The sequence below is a fragment of the Bacillus sp. z33 genome (assembly GCF_058313615.1).
Window position 1 is genome coordinate 504,354 of sequence record NZ_JBZFQN010000002.1, and the last position, 23,949, is coordinate 528,302.

Genomic DNA, 23,949 nt, shown 5'->3' on the forward strand with positions numbered 1-23,949 from the left:
ATCATATATGTGAATGGCTTTACAGTAATGGTGTTATTTTACATAAGATTTAAGGCTGGTACTATTTATTCATGAGAGATAACAGAAGGAATAATAGGGCTATGATAAAAGGACGCTGAAATAATAAAGAAAAAGTCCTTCGGAATATTTCTTATTCTGAAGGACTGCGATTCATGGATTTAGATAAATCAAATTTTTGTTTATAAAAATGTAAATAGCCTTTTAATTTATACAGCATTATTTTTGTATGACGGGTATTAAACTCAATCATGGGCTGTGTAATTGATCTGACTAGAGTACTTGACAGAATAATTGTAATGATCAACGACATTGCTGCCAATAAAATATAACTTTCTACTGTCGTAAAGTATTCATTAAAACTTGTAAATCTGAAAGTACGTACAAAAAAGCCATGCAATAAATATACATATAGGGTTTGCTTGCCCCAACTTGTAAAAAAATAACTTCCCTTAGGCACAAGGACCATAAAGCTCATAATCATAAAAAAATTAATGGTGAAAAATCCAAGTCGTTTAAACATAGACAGGTACGATACAGTTTCAATCTCAGAATAAGGCTTTGAACCGAGTAGCCATTGGGAGTCTAACTCTGGAAAAAAGGTGAACCAAATAAAAATTATACCAAAGGATGCCAATGCGAAAACTTTATTTTTTACAGTCGTTATTTTTTGAAAATGTTCTTTTTGTAAATGATAGCCTATCAGGAAAAACGGGAAAAAGACAAATGTCCGCGATAAACTGAGATAAGTAGAGATTGTATCAAAATATCCGATCAGTAAAGAAATTCCGATTGCTAATCCAATACCTACTAAAGGTTTAAATTTTGTAAAAGCGAAAAGCATTAAATTCCAAAAGAATAGACTTAATAGAAACCACAGGGACCAGTTAGGTTCCAATGCTTCGAACCTAAGAGTTGATTTATCGAATAAATAATAATAATAAAGCGTATAGAGAACTTGGAAAAGTAAATAGGGAAGAATTAATTTCGTGCTCAGTTTCTTTATATAGCCTTTTTTCTTAAAGCCTTTTGCAAAAAAACCTGAGAGTAATATAAAAGCAGGCATATGAAAGGTGTAAATTGTATTATATAGAGCATAGATTGTTTCATTTTCATTAATATACGTTCGTAAAATATGACCAAAGACAACAAAGAACATTAATATGAATTTTGCATTGTCAAAATAGCTTTCTCTCTGCCTCATAGCTGCCTCCTAAATTTCCTGGCAAATTCTTTCTATTATTCCCCTTCTTAAAGGTAATAAACAAGTCAGATGGAAAATTAGTATAACCATCCAATTAAACCATGATTATCAATGTGATAATCATCTATTTCCGTACTATAATCTAAATGGTAGATTGGGATGTATCTGTAATACAAAAATATAGATAGCTGTTGTATATAGTTTAAATGGAAAACAGCTAACAGATTCAATATAAAAATAATACCAACGAGAACTGTATTTATTAACTTTCAATATATTTGTAATAAATATCTATAGGTAAACCGCAAATTTTATCGTAAGGAAATAGGGAGGAAAGATAAATGACCGTTCTTCCAAAAAAGAATCAACAAGGTTTTTATGAGATTCGCCTGGAGTCAATCGGAGGACTTGGGGCGAATCTGGCTGGGAAGATGCTTGCTGAATCAGGTGTACTTGGGCATGGATTTAATGGGTCCAACTTCTCTTCTTATGGTTCTGAAAAAAAAGGATCCCCAGTGAAGAGTTTTGTGCGTTTCTGTGATGCGGGCACTGAAATACGTGATCACAGTCCGATTGAAGAACCGCATGTTATCGGAGTTTTTCATGAAGCATTGTATAAAATGGTCGATGTTGTGAGCGGCCTACGTCCGGATGGAATTGTGCTCGTTAATTCGACGAGGATGTTCGATCAAATAAGAAAGGATTTAAATCTCCAATATGGGACATTAGCTATAGTCGATGCCCTTGGTATAGCAGTTGAAGAAAAGACCAAGGTAAATACGGCTATGCTTGGAGCCTTATTCCGTATATGTGATTTCCTTAATCCGGAATCGATGAAAGAAGTTATTAGAAAAACATTTGAAAAGAAATATCCGCATTTAGTTGAGCCGAATATTCGTACATTTGAACGGGGTTATCATGAAGTAAGTTTTAAGCACTATGAAGCACCTAAAGATGCAGAAGGTAAAAGTTATAAACGAGAATTACCGGCATTGGGATATGAAACCCAAGTCATTGGTGGCACGATTATCGCTCAGGGAAATAGCATACTAAAAGATTTATCCGGATCTAGACAAGGGTTTTTGCCTGAATGGGATGTTGAAAAATGTATACATTGTTCTGCCTGTGATACAGCATGCCCGGATTTTTGTTTTGTCTGGGAAGAGGGAGAAGATAAGCGCGGGCGTAAGCAAATGTTTTTAACAGGAATTGATTATCAATACTGTAAAGGCTGCTTAAAATGTATAGAAGCGTGTCCAACTAGCGCTCTCCAGGAAATGCGAGAAATTATAGGGTTTGCTGAGAAAAATACTGTAAAACAAACGTTATCAACTGAAGCAGGGGAGATGAAATAATGGCGATATCAGAAATGGAACTGTCTGAATTGGTAAAGGATAAAATGGCCGAACAAGTGACTACCTTTGAATCAGGTAATGAAATGGCAGCAATGGCGGCAGCCCAAATTAATTATCATGTCATGGGATACTTCCCCATTACCCCCTCAACTGAAATTGCTCAGTATTTAGATATTATGAGATCAAGAGGTGAACACGATATCCAGTTGATTGCAGCTGATGGAGAACATGGTTCAGCAGGAATTTGTTATGGTGCTGCTGTTACAGGAGCCAGGGTGTTTAATGCAACAAGTGCAAATGGTCTCATGTATATGCTCGAACAGTTGCCGGTTCAATCAGGTACCCGTTTTCCAATGGTGATGAACCTTGTGACAAGGTCGATCAGTGGTCCACTTGATATTCGGGGAGATCATTCTGATTTATACTTTGCTTTAAATACAGGTTGGATCATTTTAACTGCCCGAACGCCACAAGCTGTTTACGATATGAATATCATGGCTTTAAAAATTTCAGAGCATGCGGATGTTCGTTTACCGGTTATGGTTGCTTATGATGGATTCTTTACCTCTCATCAAAAGAGAAAAGTGAACTATTTTAGTGACAGAGCTGTTGTTCAGAAATTTGTAGGCGAAACGCCAACTAATTTTCCGCATGTTGATATTCATAATCCCGTAACGATTGGTGCCCATATGAACGGGGATGACTTAATGAATAATCACTACCAGCAGTCGGAAGCCATGTATAAGGCAGGGGAGATCTATAAGCAGGTGGCTAGTGAATATGCAGAACTATCAGGACGTCAATATGAAACTCTGGATCTTTATGAGATGGAAGATGCGGAAGTAGCTTTATTCCTGTTGAATTCAGCAGCTGAAACAGCCAAGGATGTTGTCGATGATTTAAGAAAACAAGGCATTAAAGCTGGTGTAATCAGCCCTAATATCATCCGTCCGTTCCCGGCTGAAGAAATCAGACAGGCTCTTAAGAATGTGAAAGTGCTATTAGTTGGAGAGCGAGCAGATTCCTATGGTGCGAATGGTCCTAATTTGACTCATGAAGTGAAATCGGCCTTACAGGAAGATCGAGATAACCAAACAATTGTGTTAAGCCGTGTGTTTGGTTTGGGAGGAAAAGACTTTTATCCTGAAGATGCAAAAGCATTTTTTGAAATGACGCTGCAAGCATTAAATAACGGCTCCATTGAAAAAACATTTGATTATTACGGGGTCAATCCGGGAATTCCTGAAGTCGCGCCAGAGCCTTCAGTAGAGTCACATAGTGGTGATGAATATAAAACAGGGCTTATTCAGGTTACCCCAGATGAGGAGAGCGGAAAATTAAAGGTTCGTATTCCTCCTTTACGCTCATTGATGAGCAAGCCGAAGCGTTTGGCTTCAGGTCATGGAGCATGTCCGGGTTGTGGAATCTTCCCTGCATTGGAATTGTTCTTTAAAGGAATTGAAGGGGATATTGTGGTCCTGTTTCAAACAGGTTGTGCCTATGTAGTGACAACAGCTTATCCTTACAGTTCTCATAAACAGACGATGATACACAATCTTTTCCAAAATGGACCAGCGACGTTATCCGGAACTCTCGAAGCATTTTTAGAGAAAAAACGCCGGGGTGAAATTTCCATCAGTGATGACGCGACTTTTATCATGATTACCGGAGATGGTGGAATGGATATTGGAATGGGTTCCGCTATTGGGACAGCTTTACGTAATCATAAACTAATTATGCTTGAGTACGATAATGAGGGCTATATGAATACTGGTTCGCAAATGTCCTATTCTACACCAATGGGCCATATGACAAGTACAACAGGGGTAGGGAGAGCGCAAAAAGGAAAAGCGTTCCACCATAAAGACACAGCTCAAATAATGGCTGCGACTGGTATTCCCTATGTTTTTACAGGATCAGAAGCCTTCCCGCAGGATTTAATTAAAAAAGCGGCTAAAGCGCAATGGTATGCACAAAATATAGGGACTGTATACGGTAAAATTTTAATCACCTGTCCATTGAATTGGAAAGCAGAAGAACGCTATGGAACAAAAATTATGGAAGCAGCTGTGAATTCATGTTTCTTCCCGCTGTATGAAGTTGAAAATGGAGAGACAACCATAACGTATAACCCGGAAGCAAGGAAAAAGCGGATTGAACTATCCGAATGGTTAACGTATATGGGGAAAACTAAGCATTTGCTAAAAGAAGAGAATGCCTGGATGCTAGAGGAATTTGAACAAGAAGTGAATAGAAGATGGAATCAATTGCTTGCCAAGCATGAGAATCCTACTCTTTAACTGTTTCGTCTTTCAAACCCCCGAAAGAGATTCGATAAATGAATCTCTTTCGGGGGTTTTTAGTCTGGTTCTGGTTAATTAAAAAAGGTTTTTCCATAATTTTGTAGAATAAGTATCGTATCATATGTCACTAGTGTGAGGAGGATCCCCCTTGACTAATACGGATTTGAATGGACGGGAAAATAATACAAGTATGATTGAAGAAAATACAAATTTGCGTACAAGTCAGCAAACATGGGAGCACTTTTTTTCCTTATTTACAAAAGCCATTATTATAACAGATATGGAATTGAATATAATATCAAAAAATGAGCAGGCGGTTAATTTGTACAGGCAGTTAGGGAGCGAGGGTTCACCTGGTAATCTACGGGAGTTTCTTTTATCAGTACCCAATACGTTCATTGAAGACCATATTAGTAAATTGAATCAGAAGGGTTATTCAGAGGATAAATGGTTTTTAAAGGCTTCTGGACCATTTACAGTTGGACTTGAAGTAAATGCTGTTCTGGATCCACATTCTGAGAGGATAACCTATATGTTACTTCCATCAAATAATGGGTTTAAGAAGGGTGATGCAAGTCAGGATAATCTGTACGTCGATATCATAAATGACTTAAAGTGCTATATCATCATCCATACAAAAGAAGGTATTATTGTAGATGGAAATAAAGCATTTTGTGAGCTCGTAAATATAGATAAAGCAAAAATTCTTGGAAAAAGCCTATATCAATTTATTACAACGGCTTACAAAGATAACTTTGAAACAATACTCAATCACTTACCTTCGAATAGTTCCAATTTGCGTCTAATTGAACTTCTAGTGGATTCAAAGGAGATTACATACCAATATACTACCCATTTTAATTTTTACAGCGGTTTATACTATACGGTTATCTATGATGTCCTTGAAGAATCGGATCATCATCATCTGATTGAAGGAATTCAAAATGTGTTTTGCCAATCAATGGATGGGATTTTTATGGTAGATTCTAAAGGAAAGATCCTTCAGGCCAATGAACATGTTTGTGCCTTGTTTGAAAAGTCCCATGTAGACTTAATCAATATGAATATAATGGATATCAGAGGTGATAAGACAGATACCTTATTCTATTCGGAAACTTTGAAAAGCATGGATGACCAAGAGAAAACGGAACTAATCTGCCATTTTTCAAGTGGGAAAAAGAAGATTCTTGAGTTAACAAAGAAACAGATTAGCAAAAGTCCATATACCCTTTTTCTCTGTAAGGATATTAGTGATAAGCGAGAGATGGAACAAGAGCTTCGCATATCAGAAAATAAATTCAAGAAAATTTTTGACGGTACTTTTGATGGGATTATTATCTGGGGTTCAGACGGCAGGATTTTTGATATTAATGAACCTGGGGCTGCGATTATTGGGGCTCCAATTAAGGATATACAAAACAAAGGATTACGAGAAATATTTAAGCTGAGCGGCCAGCAGATCAAACATTTACAGAGGCATATATCGTTAATTAACAAAAATAAACACCATCACTTTGTGTGTGAACTTGCATGCAGAGACGGACAAAGTAAACAACTGGATTTTTCATCGAGGCTGGATATAATACCTGGTAAGAATTTAACAATCTTTAGAGATGTAACGGATAAACTAAGGATGGAGGAACAATTGAAAAAATCAGACACATTAAATGTAGTGGGAGAGTTGGCTGCTGGGATTGCCCATGAAATCAGAAACCCGATGACTGCTTTGAAAGGTTTTATTCAATTGCTGGAAGGAAGTTTACATGGCGAATATTCAACGTATTTTCAGGTTATATCATCTGAATTGCAAAGAATTGAAACGATAATCACGGACTTTCTAATCCTTGCAAAGCCACAGGCTGTTTCCTATCAAGTCAAACAGGTTAATACCATTATTGCTAATACGTTGGATCTTTTAAGCGCACAGGCATCTATGCTGAATATTCAATTTCATACACATTTTTCCAAAATCCCTCCGATCCATTGTGAGAGCAACCAACTTAAGCAAGTTTTTATAAATTTAATCAAAAATGCTATTGAAGCCATGCCTGCAGGTGGATTTATTGATATTACAACAGAATTATTTTTTGATAATCATGTAATAATTTCGATACAGGATTATGGAACTGGAATCTCAGAGGCTGTCCTTGATAAGTTAGGAGAACCATTTTATACAACCAAAGAAAAGGGTACAGGTCTCGGATTGATGGTTACCTATAAAATTATTGAAGAGCATGCCGGCTGGATTGAAGTGGCAAGTGAAGAAGGGAAAGGAACTCTGTTTCAAATCTATCTGCCTATTAATCATGAATTCTCATAATAATAAAGAAATATGAGGAAGTGAGAAACTCTTTCATCCAATGGGGGTTTCTTATTTTTTGATTTGAGGATTTTGCTGAATAATGTATAAAAAATAAGTAATCATCATTGTTTTTTGTCTATTTTTGCGATAGTATTTACAATGTTTTGTAATTTTGGCATAATTCTTTTTAATGTATTTGTGGAAATTAGAAGGAGGAGCTTTTTCTTGCAGAATCGAAAAGAAAGTCTTGAAACAGCCATACGAACTATAAGAGAAAAGATGATTAGTCATGCCACGACAAATGGTTTTTTAGATGAAGGAACATTAAAATTGAGCAGGCAGCTTGACCAGTTAATAATAGAGCATATCAGAATGGAATACTCAATAGTTAGTTAGTAAATTGTTTTAGGAATGATTAAAGATTGTTATTGGCGTTGTCTCTTAATTGAGTATTACTCCGTTTTTTTTAAAACAACTCCTCCATACTGTATGGCTATTCTCTTAGGATCAAGTGTAAGATGCAAAGCCGAATCCGACCTTTCAAACAGTTTTAGGTAAGAGCAATTAATCCAATCCTCCTCAGTAGGTTCATCCGATGTATTAGGGCTAGGCTGATTCATATACCATTCTGCGAGTCAACATAATCGGAACAGATGCTAATGAAAGCTTATGGGGACACCCAAACTGTATGAACTAAAACTTTTATATCTTCCGTATACTTCTTCCAGCCAAAATCTTCTTAAGTTTCAATGACTCTGCTCTTAAGATGTATACTTATAAAAGAAAATTATAGCCTCAAATAGACTAGAGGAACAGAAAGGTAGTAGGACCACCATAATCGGAAGATTGAACTATTGTATAAATACGAATAACACCATTACTATATAGTTTTACTTTTTAAATGGAAAGAAGTATAATTACGCGGATGATAATCTGAATTTTAACCGTCAAATGTAGGTGATTAGATATGGAAGAACAAAATCAATCTTTAAAAATATTTATTGTCCTGTCGAGAGCTTACCGGGCAATCAGTGACTATACAAATAAATATATTCAAAAATCAGGAGTTAACCCTACCGAATTTGCAGTACTTGAACTTCTTTATCATAAAGGAGATCAGCCATTGCAGCATATAGGAGATAAAATATTACTTGCCAGTGGCAGTATAACCTATGTTGTAGATAAACTGGAAAAAAAACAATTATTAAAAAGAGTTGCAAGCCCTTCTGACAGACGTGTGACCTATGCGCAAATAACTGATAAGGGCAAGGAATTCCTGGAAGGTATATTTCCTGAGCATCAGGAACGAATTGAGGGTTTAATGGATGATTTAACAGCTGAAGAGAAAAAAATTGTGATTGAACTTCTAAAAAAAATAGGCAAATCTGTCCCTCTTAAATAAATATCTGTACCCATTTAATCATAGAGGTCTGTATTCTAATAAAAGAATAGGATAAGCTCTTATACATAGGTTAGCTGTCGATTATTTCGACAGCTATTTTTTGCCTGATGAAATTGACCAGATTTGAGTAATGAACAGACAGTGTCATATATACTCTGATTATTCCAAGATAGGAGAGATGTCTTTTTATATTTCAAATGGGCTATATTCCATCCAAGGCCTTGCAAAAAACATTTATTCATAAAGACACTCAACCTGCATAAAGTGAGAATAAGCGGGGGAGGGACAAGGGTGAATAATGAGCGTGTAAGTATCTTCCAGGTTGCAGCTGTATATGTTGGTACGGTAATTGGAGCGGGTTTTGCAACTGGTAAGGAAATATATGAATTTTTTACCCAATATGGAATTTATGGTTTATTTGGCATTGTCCTTGCAGGTTTTATCTTTATTAGGATTGGCAGTAAAATAATGATTATTGCTTTACATAAAAATTTAAAAAATTATATGGAATTCAACGATTGGCTATTCGGTAAAAGTATATCCTTTGTTGTCAATATTCTGTTTATGGGTATGCTGATTGGGGTTACAGGTGTTATGATGGCAGGAGTTGGCAGCCTGTTTGAAGAGCAATTAGGCTTTTCTAAAACCGGTGGAATGATTTTTACGACGTTTCTCTCAGTTGTTGTGATGAGCTGGGGGACTAAGGGATTATTATCGATTAATACGTTTGTGGTGCCGGCGATGATTGTCTTTAATTTAGCCCTAATGTGCATTTCTATAGTCAATATCAATCCTATCCATACTTTGTTTAACGTTCCGGATTCAGTTAGCTGGAAAATCATTTTATCACCCTTTTCCTATGCGGCATTTAATCTGGCATTGACGCAGGCTGTCCTTGTCCCGCTTGCAGTCGAAATTCAGGATGAAAATATAATCCGAAAAGGGGCTAATTTAGGAGGTTTTATATTAGCCATTATTTTGGTGAGCAGCCATATTTCCCTATCATCCGTGACGGGAATAGGGCTTATGAATATACCAACTGCCTATGTAATGAAACAGATTGCACCGTTTTTATATGGGCTCTATTTATTCATTATTTTTGGAGAAATTTTTTCAAGCTTAATTGGGAATGCCTTTGGGCTTGAAAGGCAACTGAAAAAAACAACCGAATTACCTTCCTGGTCGCTTTATGTTGGGATATTCGCGATTTGTTTATGTGTAGGACAGATGGATTACGGCCCGTTAATTTCTTTGTTGTATCCGATTTTTGGGTACATTAGTTTAAGCTTTTTACTATTAATAGCTGTGAGAAAATAAGACCTGTTACCATTAGTGAGGGATAAAAGCTCCCTGTATAGCAGGCATAAAGAAAGAGAAGGGAGTTTCCCTTCTCTTTAGTGTTTTTATTTATAAAGTTAAAATAATCGGTTCATTTTTTGTCACGATAATGGTGTGCTCACATTGTGCAACCAAGCTCTTATCGCTTGTTATAAACGTCCAGCCATCACCGGCTTCTGTCACCATTGTAGCTTTTGTGGAGATAAACGGTTCAACAGCTAAAACAGTGCCTTCCTGAAGAAGTTCAGAATCCCATGGATCATAATAGTTTAAAATATGATCTGGTTTTTCATGCAGGCTTCTTCCAATTCCATGGCCAGTTAGGTTTTTAATTACATTAAATCCATTTTGTTTGGCTGTATTGTAAACAGCTTTACCAATTTGATTTTTTTTGGATCCGGCTTTTGCTTTGCTGATTCCGTGATGGAAGGCATCTACTGCACATTGGCATAAGTTTTCTTTTTGACTGGTTGTAGAGCCGACGGGAAATGAAATGCCCGTATCACCATAATATCCATTTAATACGGCGGAGACATCGATATTTACCATATCGCCTTCGTTTATAATCCGTTTACCTGGAATTCCATGAGCTACTTCTTCGTTCACGCTGATACATGTATATCCGGGGAAATCATACTCGTTTTTTGGAGCAGACACAGCACCTGTTTCTTCAAATAATTTCTTTGCGATTAAGTCAAGTTCCAACGTTGTAATCCCAGGAACTGTTGCGGCTTTCAGAGTTTCCCTGACACGTGAGACTACTGCGCCTACTGCTTTTAATCCTTCTAAGTCTTTATCGTTTTTTACAATCATGATACTAAACCCGCTTTCTGTTATGCTCTTCATTCGTATGAAAAGTTTAGTTGAAAGGTTCCAAATGGAATCGATTCTTATTATTATATCTAAGTTTCTAACAAAATTAAAGTAAGGGATGTTAAGGCTAAAAATAAAAACGAGGACAATTAAGCCTCGTTCTTTAGATTATTCGTATATAATTTTATAATTTTTATGATTGACAACCGTTTTTTCTTCCAGCTCCAATTCATCAAAATTCTCCATTAAAGTTAAATCCACAATGACAGAGTTTTCATTCACTTTCTCAACAATTCCGCGTAAACCATTGCGAAATTCAATCAAATTGCCTACATCAGCTTTCTTCATCATGTTCACACCTTTTCAGTTTAGTAAAGTTGTCAAGATATCTAAATAGTAAACTTATCTTTGAATATGGGGATTGGAAGGTTGCTTATATAGTAAAAATCCCTACTATTTAGTTTATGTGGAATTAATATTGTAATTATAGTATAAATTGTGATTAATTGGAATCTTAATAGAGCAAATAATCACTATTTTTCTGACCATATGGAATACTTGTTTACGATGGGAGTTAAAGAGTATGATGTTGATGTATAACTAAGGAGGTTATGTTAATGAATAAAGAAGAAATTCAATCATTATTTGATCAATTAAAGAATGGCGATATAGATAAACTGGATGTTAAAAAACAGGATTTCATGGCTTTTCGCTCTGTGCTAGTGGAGAGGGAAGATTTTAAACATTTTCGCGGTACAGCTCATATAGGCGGTGATCTAACCTATCAATATTTTAAGGATCCCCGTAGTTAAATGGAATAGACAAACCCAATTGCTTAAAATTGGGTTTGTGTTAGTTTATGGCGTAAGAAGAACATTTACAGTTAGAAAGCGTCTGGATGCGTATGAAGATAGCCCTTTATTTTTTTTAATGTCGTTTGTTTCCAGGATTTTACCGTTGCATAGGTTGTGTTGTATTCGTATGCAATATCTGTAATGGTTTTACCAAATTGAATGTATTCAAACAGCCAATTATATTGGTTATTTGTTAAGGATGTAAGTAAAGGCTTAGGAAAGTACCATTCCAGGCTAAGCACATCATCTTCAACTTTTAAAAGATCCCAGTATTCAGGTGATTTTTTTGATTCTCTTTCACTTATTTTAGTTGACTTACAAAGCTGTATAAGCATTTTACCTTGTATGGATTTATATGCATAAGAGAGGAATTGACCTTTTGCTGGATCAAAGTTAAGGCTTGCCTCCCAAAGAGCAATTAATCCTATTTGATAATATTCATCATGATCACATATGATATGAAGCTTTTTTATCATATGATGAATTAATGGATTATATTGGCTAACTAATGAATCAAAATTATCCACATTGACCCTTCCTTGTGAGGAGCGACCTCTATTTTCCCGGGTATCTCTAAAGTAAGGGGTAAGTTCGTTGTTGTAAAAAAATGAAATACGAAAATATGATGTGTTATTTAGCCGAAAATCGTTTATTTTTAATTAAAATGGATTATATTTTTAAAATTATGGACTTATTTTGTGGAATCTGTACATTTTAATAATTTAAGAAAGGAAATTGGCATATGAATAGTAAAAATCAAGTTGTATTAGTAACGGGCGCTGCAAACGGAATTGGAAAAGAAATCGCAACACAATATGCATTAAAGGGAGCAACTGTTGTATTAACCGATATAGAGGAAGAAACAGGAAGGGTAGTAGAAGCAGATTTAAGGGGAAAGGGACACGAAGTTTCATTTATTGGAGCTGATCTCAGTAAAGAAGAAGACTGCCTTCATCTAATGAAAGTAATTAAAGATAAATGGAATAAGCTCAACATCCTTATAAATAATGCGGGGGTGTCAGCATTTACTCCGTTTTTTGAGTTGGAAACAGAAGAATGGGATCGTATTATTAATACAAATTTACGAAGTGTATTTATCCTTTCAAGAGAAGGAGCTAAAATCATGGACGAAGAGGGTGGTTCGATTATTAATATTGCGTCTACCCGTGCAATCCAATCTGAACCAAATTCAGAAGCCTATGCTGCGTCAAAAGGTGGAATCCTTGCCCTAACTCATGCATTAAGCGCTTCATTAGCTGAAAAAGGCATTTGTGTAAATAGTATAAGCCCTGGCTGGATCCAAACGGATAATTACTCTGCTTTACGTGAAATGGATCACACTCAGCATTTCTCAGGCAGAGTCGGAAAGCCATCAGACATAGCAAAAGCATGCTTGTTTTTAAGTGACCCCGAAAACGATTTTATTAATGGAGAAAATTTGGTGATTGATGGCGGTATGACCAGAAAAATGATTTATAAAGATTGATATATTTTAATAGATAAAATGATTGGACAGGTTCTTCAAATTTGTCATTATAAATACCTTTGTTGTAAAATCGAGAAAGATATACAATACTTACTTGTATTGCCAAGCTATATATATAGTTGTGAACCATTTATGTTTCATTCATTATTATAGTTTAGATTAATTTATGGTTCTAAATATGTAAAAGCAGTTGAAAAATTTAGATTTTTTCTGTACATTCTTCTTATAGGGTATAGCCTATATTGTGAGGAAAGGTACATAATTCAACTGTACATCATTTTATACATAGGACCGGTTGAAACTGGGTAAAATCATAAAGATGTAAGCAGCTAGAATTAATTATGGCCAAAACACAACAATAACTATTAATAAAGGAGTTCGATTACTTTGGTACAAAAAACTTTTCATGTAACTGCAGAAACAGGAATTCATGCTCGTCCGGCAACTTTGCTAGTACAAGCAGCAGGTAAATTCAATTCAGATATCAACTTAGAATATAAAGAAAAGAAAGTAAATCTTAAATCAATCATGGGTGTTATGTCTCTTGGAATCGGCAGTGGATCTGATATCACGATTATTGCTGAAGGAAGTGACGAACAAGACGCATTAAATGCGATCGAAGAAACACTTACAAAAGAAGGATTGGCTAACTAATGACAACTATGTTAAACGGGATAGCGGCATCTAATGGAATCGTCATAGCAAAAGCTTATCGTTTAATGGAGCCAGATTTAACTGTAACAAAGAGCACTATTTCTGACATTGACACAGAATTAACACGCCTCGAGGAGTCTGTAAAGAAAGCCCAGACCGAATTGGAAACAATCCGTGAGAAGGTTAAAACAGAACAAGGTGAAGATAAAGCAGCCATTTTTGATGCTCATATCCTTGTTTTGAATGACCCTGAGCTGCTTGGTGCTGTACAGGATAAAGTTAAGTCTGAAAGTATCAATTCTGAATTTGCCATGCGTGAAATTGCTGATATGTTCATTACCATGTTTGAACAAATGGACAACGAATATATGAAAGAAAGAGCAGCAGATATTCGCGATGTGACAAAACGGGTAATCAGTCATTTGCTGGGTGTGCAAATTCCAAATCCAAGCATGATTGCTGAAGAAGTGATTGTCGTTTCTGAAGATTTAACGCCTTCAGATACCGCTCAATTAAACAGAGAATTCGTTAAAGGTTTCACAACAGATATTGGTGGACGTACTTCACACTCCGCAATTATGGCTCGCTCACTTGAAATACCGGCCGTTGTAGGAACTAAACAAGCAACTGAAACGATTCAAAATGGCGATATGATCATACTTGATGGGCTTAAAGGTGAAGTGCACATTAATCCGACACCTGAATTAATCGAAGAATATAAAAAAGCGGCTGATGAGTATGCTAAGCAAAAGCTTGAATGGGCAAAGCTTGTTAATGAAAAAACAGTAACTGAAGATGGCCATCATGTTGAATTGGCAGCTAATATTGGTACTCCTAAAGACCTTGAAGGAGTAAAAGCAAATGGTGCTGAGGCTGTTGGATTATACAGAACTGAATTCCTGTATATGGGCAGAGATAATCTTCCTAGTGAAGAAGAACAGTATGAATCTTATAAAGCCGTACTAGAAGGCATGGACGGTAAGCCGGTCGTCGTTCGTACATTGGACATCGGTGGAGACAAAGAGCTTCCATATCTTGACCTGCCAAAGGAAATGAATCCATTCCTTGGGTTCCGTGCCATTCGTTTATGCCTTGAGGAGTTATCCATTTTCAGAACTCAGCTAAGAGCACTTCTACGTGCAAGTGTATATGGAAATTTACGAATTATGTTCCCGATGATTGCTACATTGGATGAATTCCGTTCTGCTAAAAAAGTACTTGAAGAAGAGAAAGCTAAATTGATACAGGAAGGCATTGAAGTATCAGATTCCATTCAATTAGGAATTATGGTTGAGATTCCTTCTACTGCAGTTATCGCAGATTTATTTGCTAAAGAAGTAGATTTCTTCAGTATTGGAACGAATGACTTGATTCAATATACAATGGCTGCAGATCGAATGAACGAACGTGTATCTTACTTGTATCAACCATATAATCCTGCCATTTTACGTTTGGTGAAAATGGTTATCGACGCAGCTCACAAAGAAGGCAAATGGGCTGGAATGTGTGGAGAAATGGCTGGGGATGAACTGGCTATTCCGTTGCTTGTTGGTTTAGGGTTGGATGAGTTTTCAATGAGCGCAACATCTGTATTGCGTGCACGTTCCCAAATTAAAACACTTTCTCGAACTGAAATGCAGGAGTTGGCTGAAAAGGCTATTCAAATGCAAACAGCAGCAGATGTTGTTGAAATGGTTAAAGAAGCAACTGCTAAGAAATAATTTAGTAATTTATAAAGAGACGTGTTTATTTAATTGTATGCAGGGGTAAATTAAAGATGGACACAAAACAGCAACATGCTTTTAGTGACCCCCCTTTCTTAATCAACTGGTTTACCAGTTGATTTTTTTTGTTATTATAGAGGTATAGGAGGGAATAGTATGCAAAATTTACATATTGGTTTCATCGGAATTGGTGTCATGGGTAAAAGTATGGCAAGAAACCTTATGAAGGCGGGTTATCCTGTCAGTATTTATTCCAGAACAAAATCCAAATGTGAAGATATACTTTCCGAAGGGGCAGAATGGCAGGGAACTCCCCGAGCAATTGCTGAGAATACGAACGTCCTGATAACGATGGTAGGTTATCCATCAGATGTTGAAGAAATTTATTTGGGGTCGGAAGGTTTATTGAACTATGCTAAAGCAGGCTCTTATTTGATTGATATGACAACATCTGCTCCGACACTGGCAAAAAAAATATATGCTGCCGGTAAAGAAGTAGGATTACATGTACTTGATGCGCCAGTGTCTGGTGGTGATATTGGTGCTAAAAATGCTAATCTTGCTATTATGGTTGGCGGCGATCAAGCGGATTTTGATACTATGCTGCCAGTATTTGAAGCAATGGGGACAAATATTATTTATCAGGGAGATGCAGGATCGGGGCAACATACGAAACTATGTAATCAAATAGCCATCGCTACTAATATGATTGGTGTATGTGAAGCCATTGTGTATGCGGAAAAATCAGGTTTAAATCCTGAAACCGTGTTAAAAAGCATTTCAACCGGTGCGGCAGGAAGTTTTTCCTTAACTAATTTAGCACCGAGAATACTAAAAGGTGATTTTGAACCAGGGTTTTATATCAAGCATTTTATTAAAGACCTAAAGATTGCGTTAGAAGAGACAGAGCGATTGGGGCTGGACTTTCCCGGATTGTCTCTTGCCAAATCCATGTATGAAAAATTATCGGATATGGGAAAAGAGGATTGCGGTACCCAGGCTTTATATAAATATTATGCTGGACCAACCAATTTTTAAATAAAAGAAAGCATTTCGTGAATAGGCACTATGCCTGAACGAAATGCTTCCTTTTATTTTGTCTGTTGATTCAGAAAATGTTCAAGTCTGTTTAATCCTTCTACAAGTTGTTCCATGGAAACGGCATAGGATAAACGAAAATATCCTTCACCAAACTCCGAAAAAGCAGAACCAGGCACAACAGCTATTTTTTCAGTCTGAACAAGCTTTAAGGCAAAATCCAAAGAATTTTTAAAGCCATTCGGTATTTTAATGAAAAAGTAAAAAGCTCCATCAGGAAGCACAGTCTGCAGTTTCATCGCAGTAAGTCTTCTATAAACATAATCGCGCCGTTTTGTATATTCCTCTCTCATTGTGGCTGAATCATGTTCACCATTTTTCAAGGCCTCCAGAGCAGCCATTTGTGAGATTGACGTGGCACAGGATACGTTATATTGATGAACCTTTATCATATGTTTAACAATGGATTTTGGTGCCATCAGGAAACCGATTCGCCATCCGGTCATTGAATGTGATTTTGAGACCCCATTTATGGTAATCGTTTGGTCTTTTATAATAGATCCTATCGACGTATGATTTCTGTCCAAGGTTAATTCACTGTAGATTTCATCAGCAAGGATGAACACTTCTTTCCCTCTAACAAGGTCTGCGATTTCTTCCAGTTCTTCTCTCATCAATGAAACACCGGTAGGATTGGATGGATAAGGGAGAACAATACATTTTGTTTTTTCAGTTAGGTTGGCCTCGATTAATTTCGGGGTTATTTTAAAAGCGGTATTTCTTGTGTCCACATGGACTGCACTCCCCCCTGCTAACTGAATTAAGGGTTCGTAACCGGGATATACAGGTCCGGGTAAAATGACTTCGTCTCCAGGTGATAAAATAGTTCGAAAGGCAATGTCAATCGCCTGGCTTGCCCCTACGGTGATGAGAATTTCTTCAACAGGATCATAGTCAAGTGAATAATGGGTGTGCATAAATTTTGCTACTTCTTGCCGGAGTTCCAGTAGACCGGCATTATGGGTGTAGGTGGTACAATCACTTTGAATGGCGTCCATTGCTTTGTCTTTTATATGTAAGGGTGTTGGAAAATCGGGTAAACCCAGTGTGAATGACAGTACATCATCAATCTCGGATACCATATTATAAAACTTTCTAATACCGGAGATTTCAATTCCTTTTACATGAGGATTTATTAAGTGTTCCATTCCAAATCATACCTCCTAAAAACATTTCTTTTCTTATTATAATGTTGCTTTAAGAATGTGTACACTATCCTGAGTTTAACGATTCAAAGAAGATTCTGAATGATGCTTATATGTATTTGGGAATACTATGGGTACTATGTTTAGTTTTATTGGGGGGAAAATATGTACCAGCTACTTGCTAAGGAACAAAACGGGTGTATGAAGCCAATAACATTAGAAGAATATCAAAAGAAGGACTTTAACCTGGTGTGGATCGATATGGTTGCACCAACAGAATCAGAGGCAGATAAACTTCTTCGAAAACTGTTTAAATTTCACCCTCTGACGGTTGAGGATTGCCTTGACCAAATCAATCAGAGACCTAAAGTTGATTTTTACCAATCGTATATGTTTTTTGTTATCTATTCGTTAGATGGAAAACTGGAAAGAAATGAAATAGATATTTATGTGGATGAAAAAGTTATAGTGACGGTCCATTCAAATCCAATTCAAGAAATGGAGGAAGTATGGGGATCAGCCGACAAAATGGATACGCCTATCCATATCCTTCATAAAATCCTGGATGCAGTGGTAGATGCTTATTTCCCGAGAGCATATCAAATAGAGGAACAGTTGAATTTTTTGGAGGATCATCTGCAATATTCTTTCAAAAATGATCCAATGAATCAACTGTATGAGATTCGAACGATGATATCAAAATTAAGAAGAATTATATTGCCAATGAATGATTTAATGTACAGCATTATTCATTCTGAAAGAATAAGTGCTCTTTCTGAACATCATCATTACCTGAACGATGTCTATGACCATCTGTTGAAATTAAAAGAACTAGTTGATGGATATAAAGAATTCTCTACGGATTTGAGAGATAGTTATATGGCCGTCAGTTCAAACAAAATGAATGAAACGATGATGACTTTAACAATTATTACGACTATTTTCATGCCTTTAACATTTATAGCAGGACTATATGGAATGAATTTTTCTAAAATGCCAGGTTTAGCTTTAAAAAATGGTTATTGGTATGTCATTTCGTTCATGGTGATTATATCGGTAATCATGATGATTTTATTTATGTTAAAAGGATGGTTATTCCGACGAACCTATCAAAAAAAATTATAAAAAAGGAAGGCCTCCGCAGAATGATATGCTCCTCTAAGGGTAGGCGGATTAAAGAATAAGCTTAGAGGGGAATATATTCAACAGTGGGCCTTTTTTATTAATAACCGTATTCCCAATCTATTTCTTCGGGATGCCAAATCGTAAGTTGGGGTTTAACATCATGAGATTCTTCAATGTGTATATTCATATATTTCTCTGCATCAGTGAATCTAATATCCTCTACACAAGCAACTACATGGCTTTCTTCATATAAAATGGCAGTACCTTTCATAATCGGAGACCTTCTTTCTTAGCATATAAGATTGATCTTTATGCTTTAACCGTATGATAATCCGTTCCTGGACAACCGTCTATACCTTTGAGTAAAGCTCCACATAATATACATGATTATGGAATAAATTTTATTTTTGAATGTAAAGAGTTTAATTTAATCCGATAATAAATAGAAAGGGCAATATCAAAAATTGTTTTTATTATAAGGGAAGTAAAGCATAAGGAAAATGGAAGGGCGCTGATTAAAGTGAATGAACAGAAGGGGATCCTGCTCGAGAGTGGTACGAATGAGTTAGAAATTGTTGAATTCGGTATCGGGGATCATAAATTTGGTATTAATGTTATAAAGGTTAAGGAGATTATTAATCCTGTACCTATAACCGGGGTTCCACAGACCCATAATTATGTGGAAGGGATCATTGAACTGCGTGGAGAGATTCTACCAGTAGTGGATATTGCGAAGTCACTGAATCTTCCGGTATCTATGCAACCTGAAAAAGATAAATTTATTGTAACTGAGTTTAATAAAATAAAAGTGATTTTTCATGTACATACTGTTACGCAAATCCATAGGATTTCATGGAATCAAATTGAAAAACCATCGGAAATGTATCAAGGGGTGGATAGTCAAATCACTGGTGTAATAAAAATGAATAATGATATGTTATTATTGCTTGACTATGAAAAAATCATTCTGGAAATTAACCCGGACTCAGGGATAACGGTTGCTCAGATTCAAAAATTAGGGATTAGAGAAAGATCAGAAAAACGCTTGTTAATTGCTGAAGATTCCCCGTTATTGCGGAAGCTATTACAGGAGACACTAAAAGAAGCAGGTTATGAACAACTAGATTTCTTTGAAAATGGTCAGGATGCGCTAGCCTTTTTGGAAAGTAAGGCACAAGCAGGTACCTTACAAGAGGATATACAGTTGGTCATAACAGATATTGAAATGCCACAAATGGACGGGCATCATTTTACAAAAAGAATAAAAGAAAATTCAGCCTTATCTTACTTGCCTGTCATTATCTTTTCATCATTGATAACAAATGATTTAAAGCATAAGGGAGAGCTGGTAGGAGCCGATGCACAAATCAGTAAACCTGAAATAGCTGAACTGGTTAAACAAATAGACCGCTTTTTACAAAAATAAAGCTGTTGAACGAAAGGTTCAGCAGCTTTATTTTTTCCAACTTTGATATGGATAGGATTCGCCAAGGCGAGTAAAAGTAGGTTTGTAATATTTCTTGCTTTTCTCTTTATGTTGATCTTCATTGGGATGTTCCTTGCAGCCGGTATAAGACATCAATAATTTTTTTGCTTTAGATAAGGATAATCGTGAAGATGGATTTCTCACTTCTTTTGATAAATGGCCAAGATGTGTTAATGTTTGAAAATCATCTTTTGAGGGTGGGATATGGAATGTGTATCTTCCACATTGTATAAGTACATCTGATTGTTGGAAGCTTAAGTGAGGGTGGTCCGAATACTGCAGACCTATTTTTTTTGCTTTTCCTTCTTCAAGCATTTTAATAATGGTTTTTTTCTTTAGTTTGTATAAGAATTTAGGGTCTGGTGCAGTTTTCGCATGCCTGTTCACAGAATAGATGGCTTCCCCCAAATCATCAGCAGTAAAGCAGGCGGGATTGGGATGTTTCCCATTATTTTGGTTCATAAGTTTCCCTTTCTTCTAAGAATATTTCTTCATATAATGTATAAGCCTATATTTGATTATAACGTGTTCGGCTATGGGATAAAAGAGAAAACATTTCTTGTACCTATATATGAATGATTACATGATCTAAGAGTATGGTTAATATTTGGTAAGTAAAGATTGAAGGAAGGGAGGAATCTTTTGTGCATAGGCTATTCATTACGGGCTCTGGAGGCGCACTAGGTGCTTTAGTGCGATATGAGGTAGGACGGTGGCTCCCTTCTCCAGACAACGCTATCCCGCTTTCCACCTTATTGGTCAACGGTATTGGAAGTTTTGTTTTGGCCTGCTTAACTTATACTTTGTTTAAAAATAAAAAAAATGAGAGGTTAAAACTATTTTTTGGAACTGGACTTTGTGGTGGTTTTACGACAATGAGTACTTTTGCTTTAGAAGTAACTAATTTGATTACCCTTAATCCTTTTTTTGGTTTTATTTATCTAGTAGTAAGTATGGCGGTGGGACTTGGAATGGCTTGGTTAGGATTTATAACTGTTTCGAGTTTTGGGAGGAGAGTGGCTTGATTCTACTTGTATTAATAGGTGGTTTTTTGGGAACTTGTTTGAGATATTTAATGTCAGACTGGTTCAGTAAGTATAATCGTACATTTCCTGTGGCTACCCTCATGATTAATTTAATCGGTTCGAGTTTAATTGGTATTTTAGCTGGGATTGGTATTGAAAAGGGAACTGGATTCCATATGTTTACTGTTATCGGAGCTATGGGTGCGTTCACTACATTCTCTACCTTTGCAGTTGAAGCTTTGGAATTAATGGTTAGTAAGGATTATCGTTTGTTATGGATTTATACATGTTTTACGTTGGTAGGTTCCATTATTTGTTGTATGGTTTGGTATCATCTGATTAATAATTTCGTTTATTAATCGATAGTAACTATGAATATTCGACAATATATTATAAAATAATTGAAAGAAATGTAATTTATTTCTAAATAAATGAACTGTAAGGTGCCATGTCTATGACAACGTTAAAGAATAACATAAAAAAATATAATGGATATAAACAGATAAATGATATAAAAAGTCAAAATATACTCTTCAATATTTTGTTTCATCATATTGAAGAGTTGGTGTTTGTCATGGAATTTGATGCAGAGAATACATTTCGCTATGCCTTTATTAATGAATCCGCTTATAAATTGACGAATATACCGGAAGATTGCATAGGAAATACATGGTATGATTATTTACCTGGAGAAAAAGCCGGATTACTGCAGCGATATTATGAACAAGTCAGGAATGATAAAGAGCCTGTGTCATTTATGGATGTTTTACTTAATCGTGAGGGTCATGAATGTTTTGGAGAAACAACCATAAGCCCTGTTTATGATGCTGAAGGGAACATATCTTATCTAGTGGGTATTACACACTTGTCAGCCCATTATGGAGTAGAGAATGGATTGGTTATTGAAAGTGAACAAATCTATCGTTCGTTACTGGATCATAATATGGATGCGATTGTTTCTCTTAACCGTAATGGTGATATTCTAACCTGCAATCCTTCGACTATGTCGATTACAGGGTATCAGGAGAAGCATCTTAAAGATCACTCTTTCTTTCACTATATTCATTCGGATGACTGTGGAAGGATTATGAATTTACTGGAGAGGGCCTTAAAAGGGTATTCAATGGAAACTTCAGATGTGTTTTTCCTGCATAGAAGAGGCCATTACATACAAATACAGCTGAAATCTGTACCAATCGTTGTGAATAATGAGATAAAAGGTGTTTATTTTATTATGCGGGATCTTTCTGAACAGCGGAGAAACACAGAAAAGATTAAATACATGGTCTTGCACGATCAATTGACAGGACTTTTAAATCGTTCTGCCTTGATGAAGGATTTACATGAAGCTATACATATTGCAAAAAAATTGAAAAGTGAATTTTCTTTAATCTATATGGATTTGGATCGTTTTAAATTTATGAATGATTCTTTTGGACACCAGTCTGGAGATCAGCTTTTAAAGGTCATCAGTCAGCGTCTTCTATCTCTTCAGGGGGATTGCCATTCTATTTACAGGCAGGGTGGAGATGAGTTTGTCATATTGCTGGAGAATACATCCAGAGAGGGAACAATCCAATTTATTGATAGATTGATAACTATTCTCGAAGAGCCTTTTCATATTGATAAGCAGCAATATTATGTAACAGCGAGTCTGGGAATCAGTATGTATCCTTATGATGGGGTGGATACGGTAGCTTTAATGCAAAAAGCAGATAATGCCCTTTACCAAGTGAAAAAGAGGGGAAGAGCTCACTATTTATTTTACAGTGCGCGTATGAGCAACGATCAATTTTCGAATCCTTTTTTAATGGATACAAGTTTACGAAGAGCCATTGAAAAAAATGAATTGGCCGTATATTATCAGCCTCAAATCAACTTGGTTACAAATGAAACAACCAGTTTTGAAGCATTATTAAGGTGGAACCATTCCAAGTTGGGATATGTTTCTCCAGCAGAATTTATCCCTGTGGCAGAAGATACAGGATTAATCATCCCGATTGGCGAGTGGGTGCTAGAAGAAGTCTGCAGGCAAATCAATAAGTGGAACCTAAGTGGGTATTTTACGAAAGTGGCAATAAATTTATCGCCCAAACAATTTCAGCAGCCGAATATTGTAGAAGTAATCCAACAGTATATGGATAAGTATGAAATTGAGGCTTCATCATTGGAAATAGAAATTACCGAAGGAACGATTCAGGATACGAAAGAAACGAAGGAAACATTAAAAGAAATGAAGAAATTAGGACTGAGTATATCGGTGGATGATTTTGGAACAGGCTATTCATCTTTAAGTTATTTGAAACAGTTTCCCCTAAATACCTTAAAGATAGATCGTTCTTTTATAAGTGAATTAATGACTGACAGTAAGGACGCGGCGATCACGCGGACGATTATCCATTTGGGGCACAGTTTAGGCCTCGAAGTCATCGCGGAAGGCGTTGAGACAAAGGAACAGGTGGATTTCTTGTTAGATATACAATGTGAAAAAGCACAAGGTTTTTATTTTTCAAGACCAATTCCCGCAAATGAAGCTGAGGAGAAATTTTTGAATAAGAAAAAGTAGAAAAGGCAAACAATAGTCCCTCCATATGCCTATAGGACAGACAACAAAAGG

Annotated in this window: 23 protein-coding genes; 16 read left to right on the forward strand and 7 right to left on the reverse strand. The window is 36.2% G+C overall.

Annotated elements, in window-relative coordinates; translation table 11 throughout:
* Positions 1 to 151: 151 nt before the first annotated feature.
* Positions 152 to 1,222 (reverse strand): acyltransferase family protein, encoded by a 1,071-nt coding sequence (locus AC4G3L_RS09485; RefSeq protein WP_491076711.1) that lies wholly within the window; start codon positions 1,220 to 1,222, stop codon positions 152 to 154.
* 341 nt (positions 1,223 to 1,563) lie between these two features.
* Here AC4G3L_RS09485 and AC4G3L_RS09490 point away from each other — a divergent pair, with 341 nt between their 5' ends.
* The 6 genes from AC4G3L_RS09490 (at position 1,564) to AC4G3L_RS09515 (ending at position 9,901) form a co-directional block, all read left to right on the forward strand.
* Complete coding sequence (locus AC4G3L_RS09490; RefSeq protein ID WP_491076712.1) at positions 1,564 to 2,577, forward strand: 2-oxoacid:acceptor oxidoreductase family protein; 1,014 nt, start codon at positions 1,564 to 1,566, stop codon at positions 2,575 to 2,577.
* Positions 2,577 to 4,877, forward strand: coding sequence for a thiamine pyrophosphate-dependent enzyme (locus tag AC4G3L_RS09495; protein ID WP_491076713.1), 2,301 nt, complete (start codon positions 2,577 to 2,579; stop codon positions 4,875 to 4,877). The genes AC4G3L_RS09490 and AC4G3L_RS09495 overlap by 1 nt, the downstream gene beginning before the upstream one ends.
* Positions 4,878 to 5,028: 151 nt before the next feature.
* Positions 5,029 to 7,200, forward strand: a complete 2,172-nt coding sequence (locus tag AC4G3L_RS09500) for an ATP-binding protein (protein WP_491076714.1) — start codon at positions 5,029 to 5,031, stop codon at positions 7,198 to 7,200.
* A 207-nt stretch (positions 7,201 to 7,407) separates the two neighbouring features.
* Entirely contained in the window at positions 7,408 to 7,578 is a 171-nt protein-coding gene (locus AC4G3L_RS09505; RefSeq protein WP_491076715.1) for a Spo0E family sporulation regulatory protein-aspartic acid phosphatase, read from the forward strand.
* A gap of 571 nt (positions 7,579 to 8,149) precedes the next feature.
* Positions 8,150 to 8,584 (forward strand): MarR family winged helix-turn-helix transcriptional regulator, encoded by a 435-nt coding sequence (locus AC4G3L_RS09510; RefSeq protein ID WP_491076716.1) that lies wholly within the window; start codon positions 8,150 to 8,152, stop codon positions 8,582 to 8,584.
* A 291-nt stretch (positions 8,585 to 8,875) separates the two neighbouring features.
* Complete coding sequence (locus AC4G3L_RS09515; protein ID WP_491076717.1) at positions 8,876 to 9,901, forward strand: YkvI family membrane protein; 1,026 nt, start codon at positions 8,876 to 8,878, stop codon at positions 9,899 to 9,901.
* A 90-nt stretch (positions 9,902 to 9,991) separates the two neighbouring features.
* On the opposite strand, the gene map is transcribed toward AC4G3L_RS09515, so the two are convergent.
* Both map and AC4G3L_RS09525 read right to left on the reverse strand, forming a co-directional pair.
* Positions 9,992 to 10,735: a type I methionyl aminopeptidase gene (map, locus tag AC4G3L_RS09520; RefSeq protein ID WP_491076718.1), complete on the reverse strand. Its 744-nt coding sequence runs from the start codon at positions 10,733 to 10,735 to the stop codon at positions 9,992 to 9,994.
* A gap of 168 nt (positions 10,736 to 10,903) precedes the next feature.
* Complete coding sequence (locus tag AC4G3L_RS09525; RefSeq protein WP_491077180.1) at positions 10,904 to 11,083, reverse strand: YkvS family protein; 180 nt, start codon at positions 11,081 to 11,083, stop codon at positions 10,904 to 10,906.
* Positions 11,084 to 11,352: 269 nt separating this feature from the next.
* Here AC4G3L_RS09525 and ykzS point away from each other — a divergent pair, with 269 nt between their 5' ends.
* Positions 11,353 to 11,547 carry a protein YkzS gene (gene ykzS, locus AC4G3L_RS09530; RefSeq protein WP_491076719.1) on the forward strand — a complete coding sequence of 65 codons (195 nt, stop codon included), beginning with the start codon at positions 11,353 to 11,355 and terminating at the stop codon, positions 11,545 to 11,547.
* A 71-nt stretch (positions 11,548 to 11,618) separates the two neighbouring features.
* Here ykzS and AC4G3L_RS09535 read toward each other — a convergent pair whose 3' ends face one another.
* On the reverse strand, positions 11,619 to 12,116 hold the full coding sequence (locus AC4G3L_RS09535; RefSeq protein ID WP_491076720.1) for a sigma-70 family RNA polymerase sigma factor: 498 nt from the start codon (positions 12,114 to 12,116) through the stop codon (positions 11,619 to 11,621).
* Between the two features lie 215 nt (positions 12,117 to 12,331).
* Between AC4G3L_RS09535 and AC4G3L_RS09540 the strand changes: the two genes are divergently transcribed.
* The 4 genes from AC4G3L_RS09540 to AC4G3L_RS09555 all read left to right on the forward strand — a co-directional run bounded on the left by AC4G3L_RS09540 (position 12,332) and on the right by AC4G3L_RS09555 (position 16,491).
* Positions 12,332 to 13,075, forward strand: coding sequence for an SDR family NAD(P)-dependent oxidoreductase (locus AC4G3L_RS09540; protein ID WP_491076721.1), 744 nt, complete (start codon positions 12,332 to 12,334; stop codon positions 13,073 to 13,075).
* 387 nt (positions 13,076 to 13,462) lie between these two features.
* Positions 13,463 to 13,729 (forward strand): phosphocarrier protein HPr, encoded by a 267-nt coding sequence (locus tag AC4G3L_RS09545; protein ID WP_491076722.1) that lies wholly within the window; start codon positions 13,463 to 13,465, stop codon positions 13,727 to 13,729.
* On the forward strand, positions 13,729 to 15,450 hold the full coding sequence (ptsP, locus tag AC4G3L_RS09550) for a phosphoenolpyruvate--protein phosphotransferase (RefSeq protein ID WP_491076723.1): 1,722 nt from the start codon (positions 13,729 to 13,731) through the stop codon (positions 15,448 to 15,450). Before AC4G3L_RS09545 ends, ptsP begins: the two co-directional genes overlap by 1 nt.
* 159 nt (positions 15,451 to 15,609) lie before the next feature.
* Positions 15,610 to 16,491, forward strand: coding sequence for an NAD(P)-dependent oxidoreductase (locus AC4G3L_RS09555; protein WP_491076724.1), 882 nt, complete (start codon positions 15,610 to 15,612; stop codon positions 16,489 to 16,491).
* 53 nt (positions 16,492 to 16,544) lie between these two features.
* On the opposite strand, the gene AC4G3L_RS09560 is transcribed toward AC4G3L_RS09555, so the two are convergent.
* On the reverse strand, positions 16,545 to 17,699 hold the full coding sequence (locus AC4G3L_RS09560) for an aminotransferase A (protein WP_491076725.1): 1,155 nt from the start codon (positions 17,697 to 17,699) through the stop codon (positions 16,545 to 16,547).
* A 162-nt stretch (positions 17,700 to 17,861) separates the two neighbouring features.
* Here AC4G3L_RS09560 and corA point away from each other — a divergent pair, with 162 nt between their 5' ends.
* Positions 17,862 to 18,821, forward strand: coding sequence for a magnesium/cobalt transporter CorA (corA, locus tag AC4G3L_RS09565; protein ID WP_491076726.1), 960 nt, complete (start codon positions 17,862 to 17,864; stop codon positions 18,819 to 18,821).
* A gap of 97 nt (positions 18,822 to 18,918) precedes the next feature.
* On the opposite strand, the gene AC4G3L_RS09570 is transcribed toward corA, so the two are convergent.
* Positions 18,919 to 19,092, reverse strand: a complete 174-nt coding sequence (locus tag AC4G3L_RS09570) for a hypothetical protein (RefSeq protein WP_491076727.1) — start codon at positions 19,090 to 19,092, stop codon at positions 18,919 to 18,921.
* A gap of 249 nt (positions 19,093 to 19,341) precedes the next feature.
* On the opposite strand from AC4G3L_RS09570, the gene AC4G3L_RS09575 reads away from it, so the two are divergent.
* The gene (locus AC4G3L_RS09575; protein ID WP_491076728.1) at positions 19,342 to 20,247 is read left to right on the forward strand and encodes a chemotaxis protein; all 906 of its coding nucleotides are present in this window, start codon (positions 19,342 to 19,344) and stop codon (positions 20,245 to 20,247) included.
* Positions 20,248 to 20,274: 27 nt separating this feature from the next.
* On the opposite strand, the gene AC4G3L_RS09580 is transcribed toward AC4G3L_RS09575, so the two are convergent.
* Positions 20,275 to 20,769: a YkyB family protein gene (locus tag AC4G3L_RS09580; protein WP_491076729.1), complete on the reverse strand. Its 495-nt coding sequence runs from the start codon at positions 20,767 to 20,769 to the stop codon at positions 20,275 to 20,277.
* 182 nt (positions 20,770 to 20,951) lie between these two features.
* On the opposite strand from AC4G3L_RS09580, the gene AC4G3L_RS09585 reads away from it, so the two are divergent.
* The 3 genes from AC4G3L_RS09585 to AC4G3L_RS09595 all read left to right on the forward strand — a co-directional run bounded on the left by AC4G3L_RS09585 (position 20,952) and on the right by AC4G3L_RS09595 (position 23,898).
* Positions 20,952 to 21,332, forward strand: coding sequence for a fluoride efflux transporter FluC (locus tag AC4G3L_RS09585; protein WP_491076730.1), 381 nt, complete (start codon positions 20,952 to 20,954; stop codon positions 21,330 to 21,332).
* Entirely contained in the window at positions 21,329 to 21,691 is a 363-nt protein-coding gene (locus tag AC4G3L_RS09590; protein ID WP_491076731.1) for a fluoride efflux transporter FluC, read from the forward strand. Before AC4G3L_RS09585 ends, AC4G3L_RS09590 begins: the two co-directional genes overlap by 4 nt.
* A gap of 95 nt (positions 21,692 to 21,786) precedes the next feature.
* Positions 21,787 to 23,898 (forward strand): sensor domain-containing protein, encoded by a 2,112-nt coding sequence (locus tag AC4G3L_RS09595; RefSeq protein WP_491076732.1) that lies wholly within the window; start codon positions 21,787 to 21,789, stop codon positions 23,896 to 23,898.
* The last annotated feature ends 51 nt before the right edge of the window (positions 23,899 to 23,949 follow it).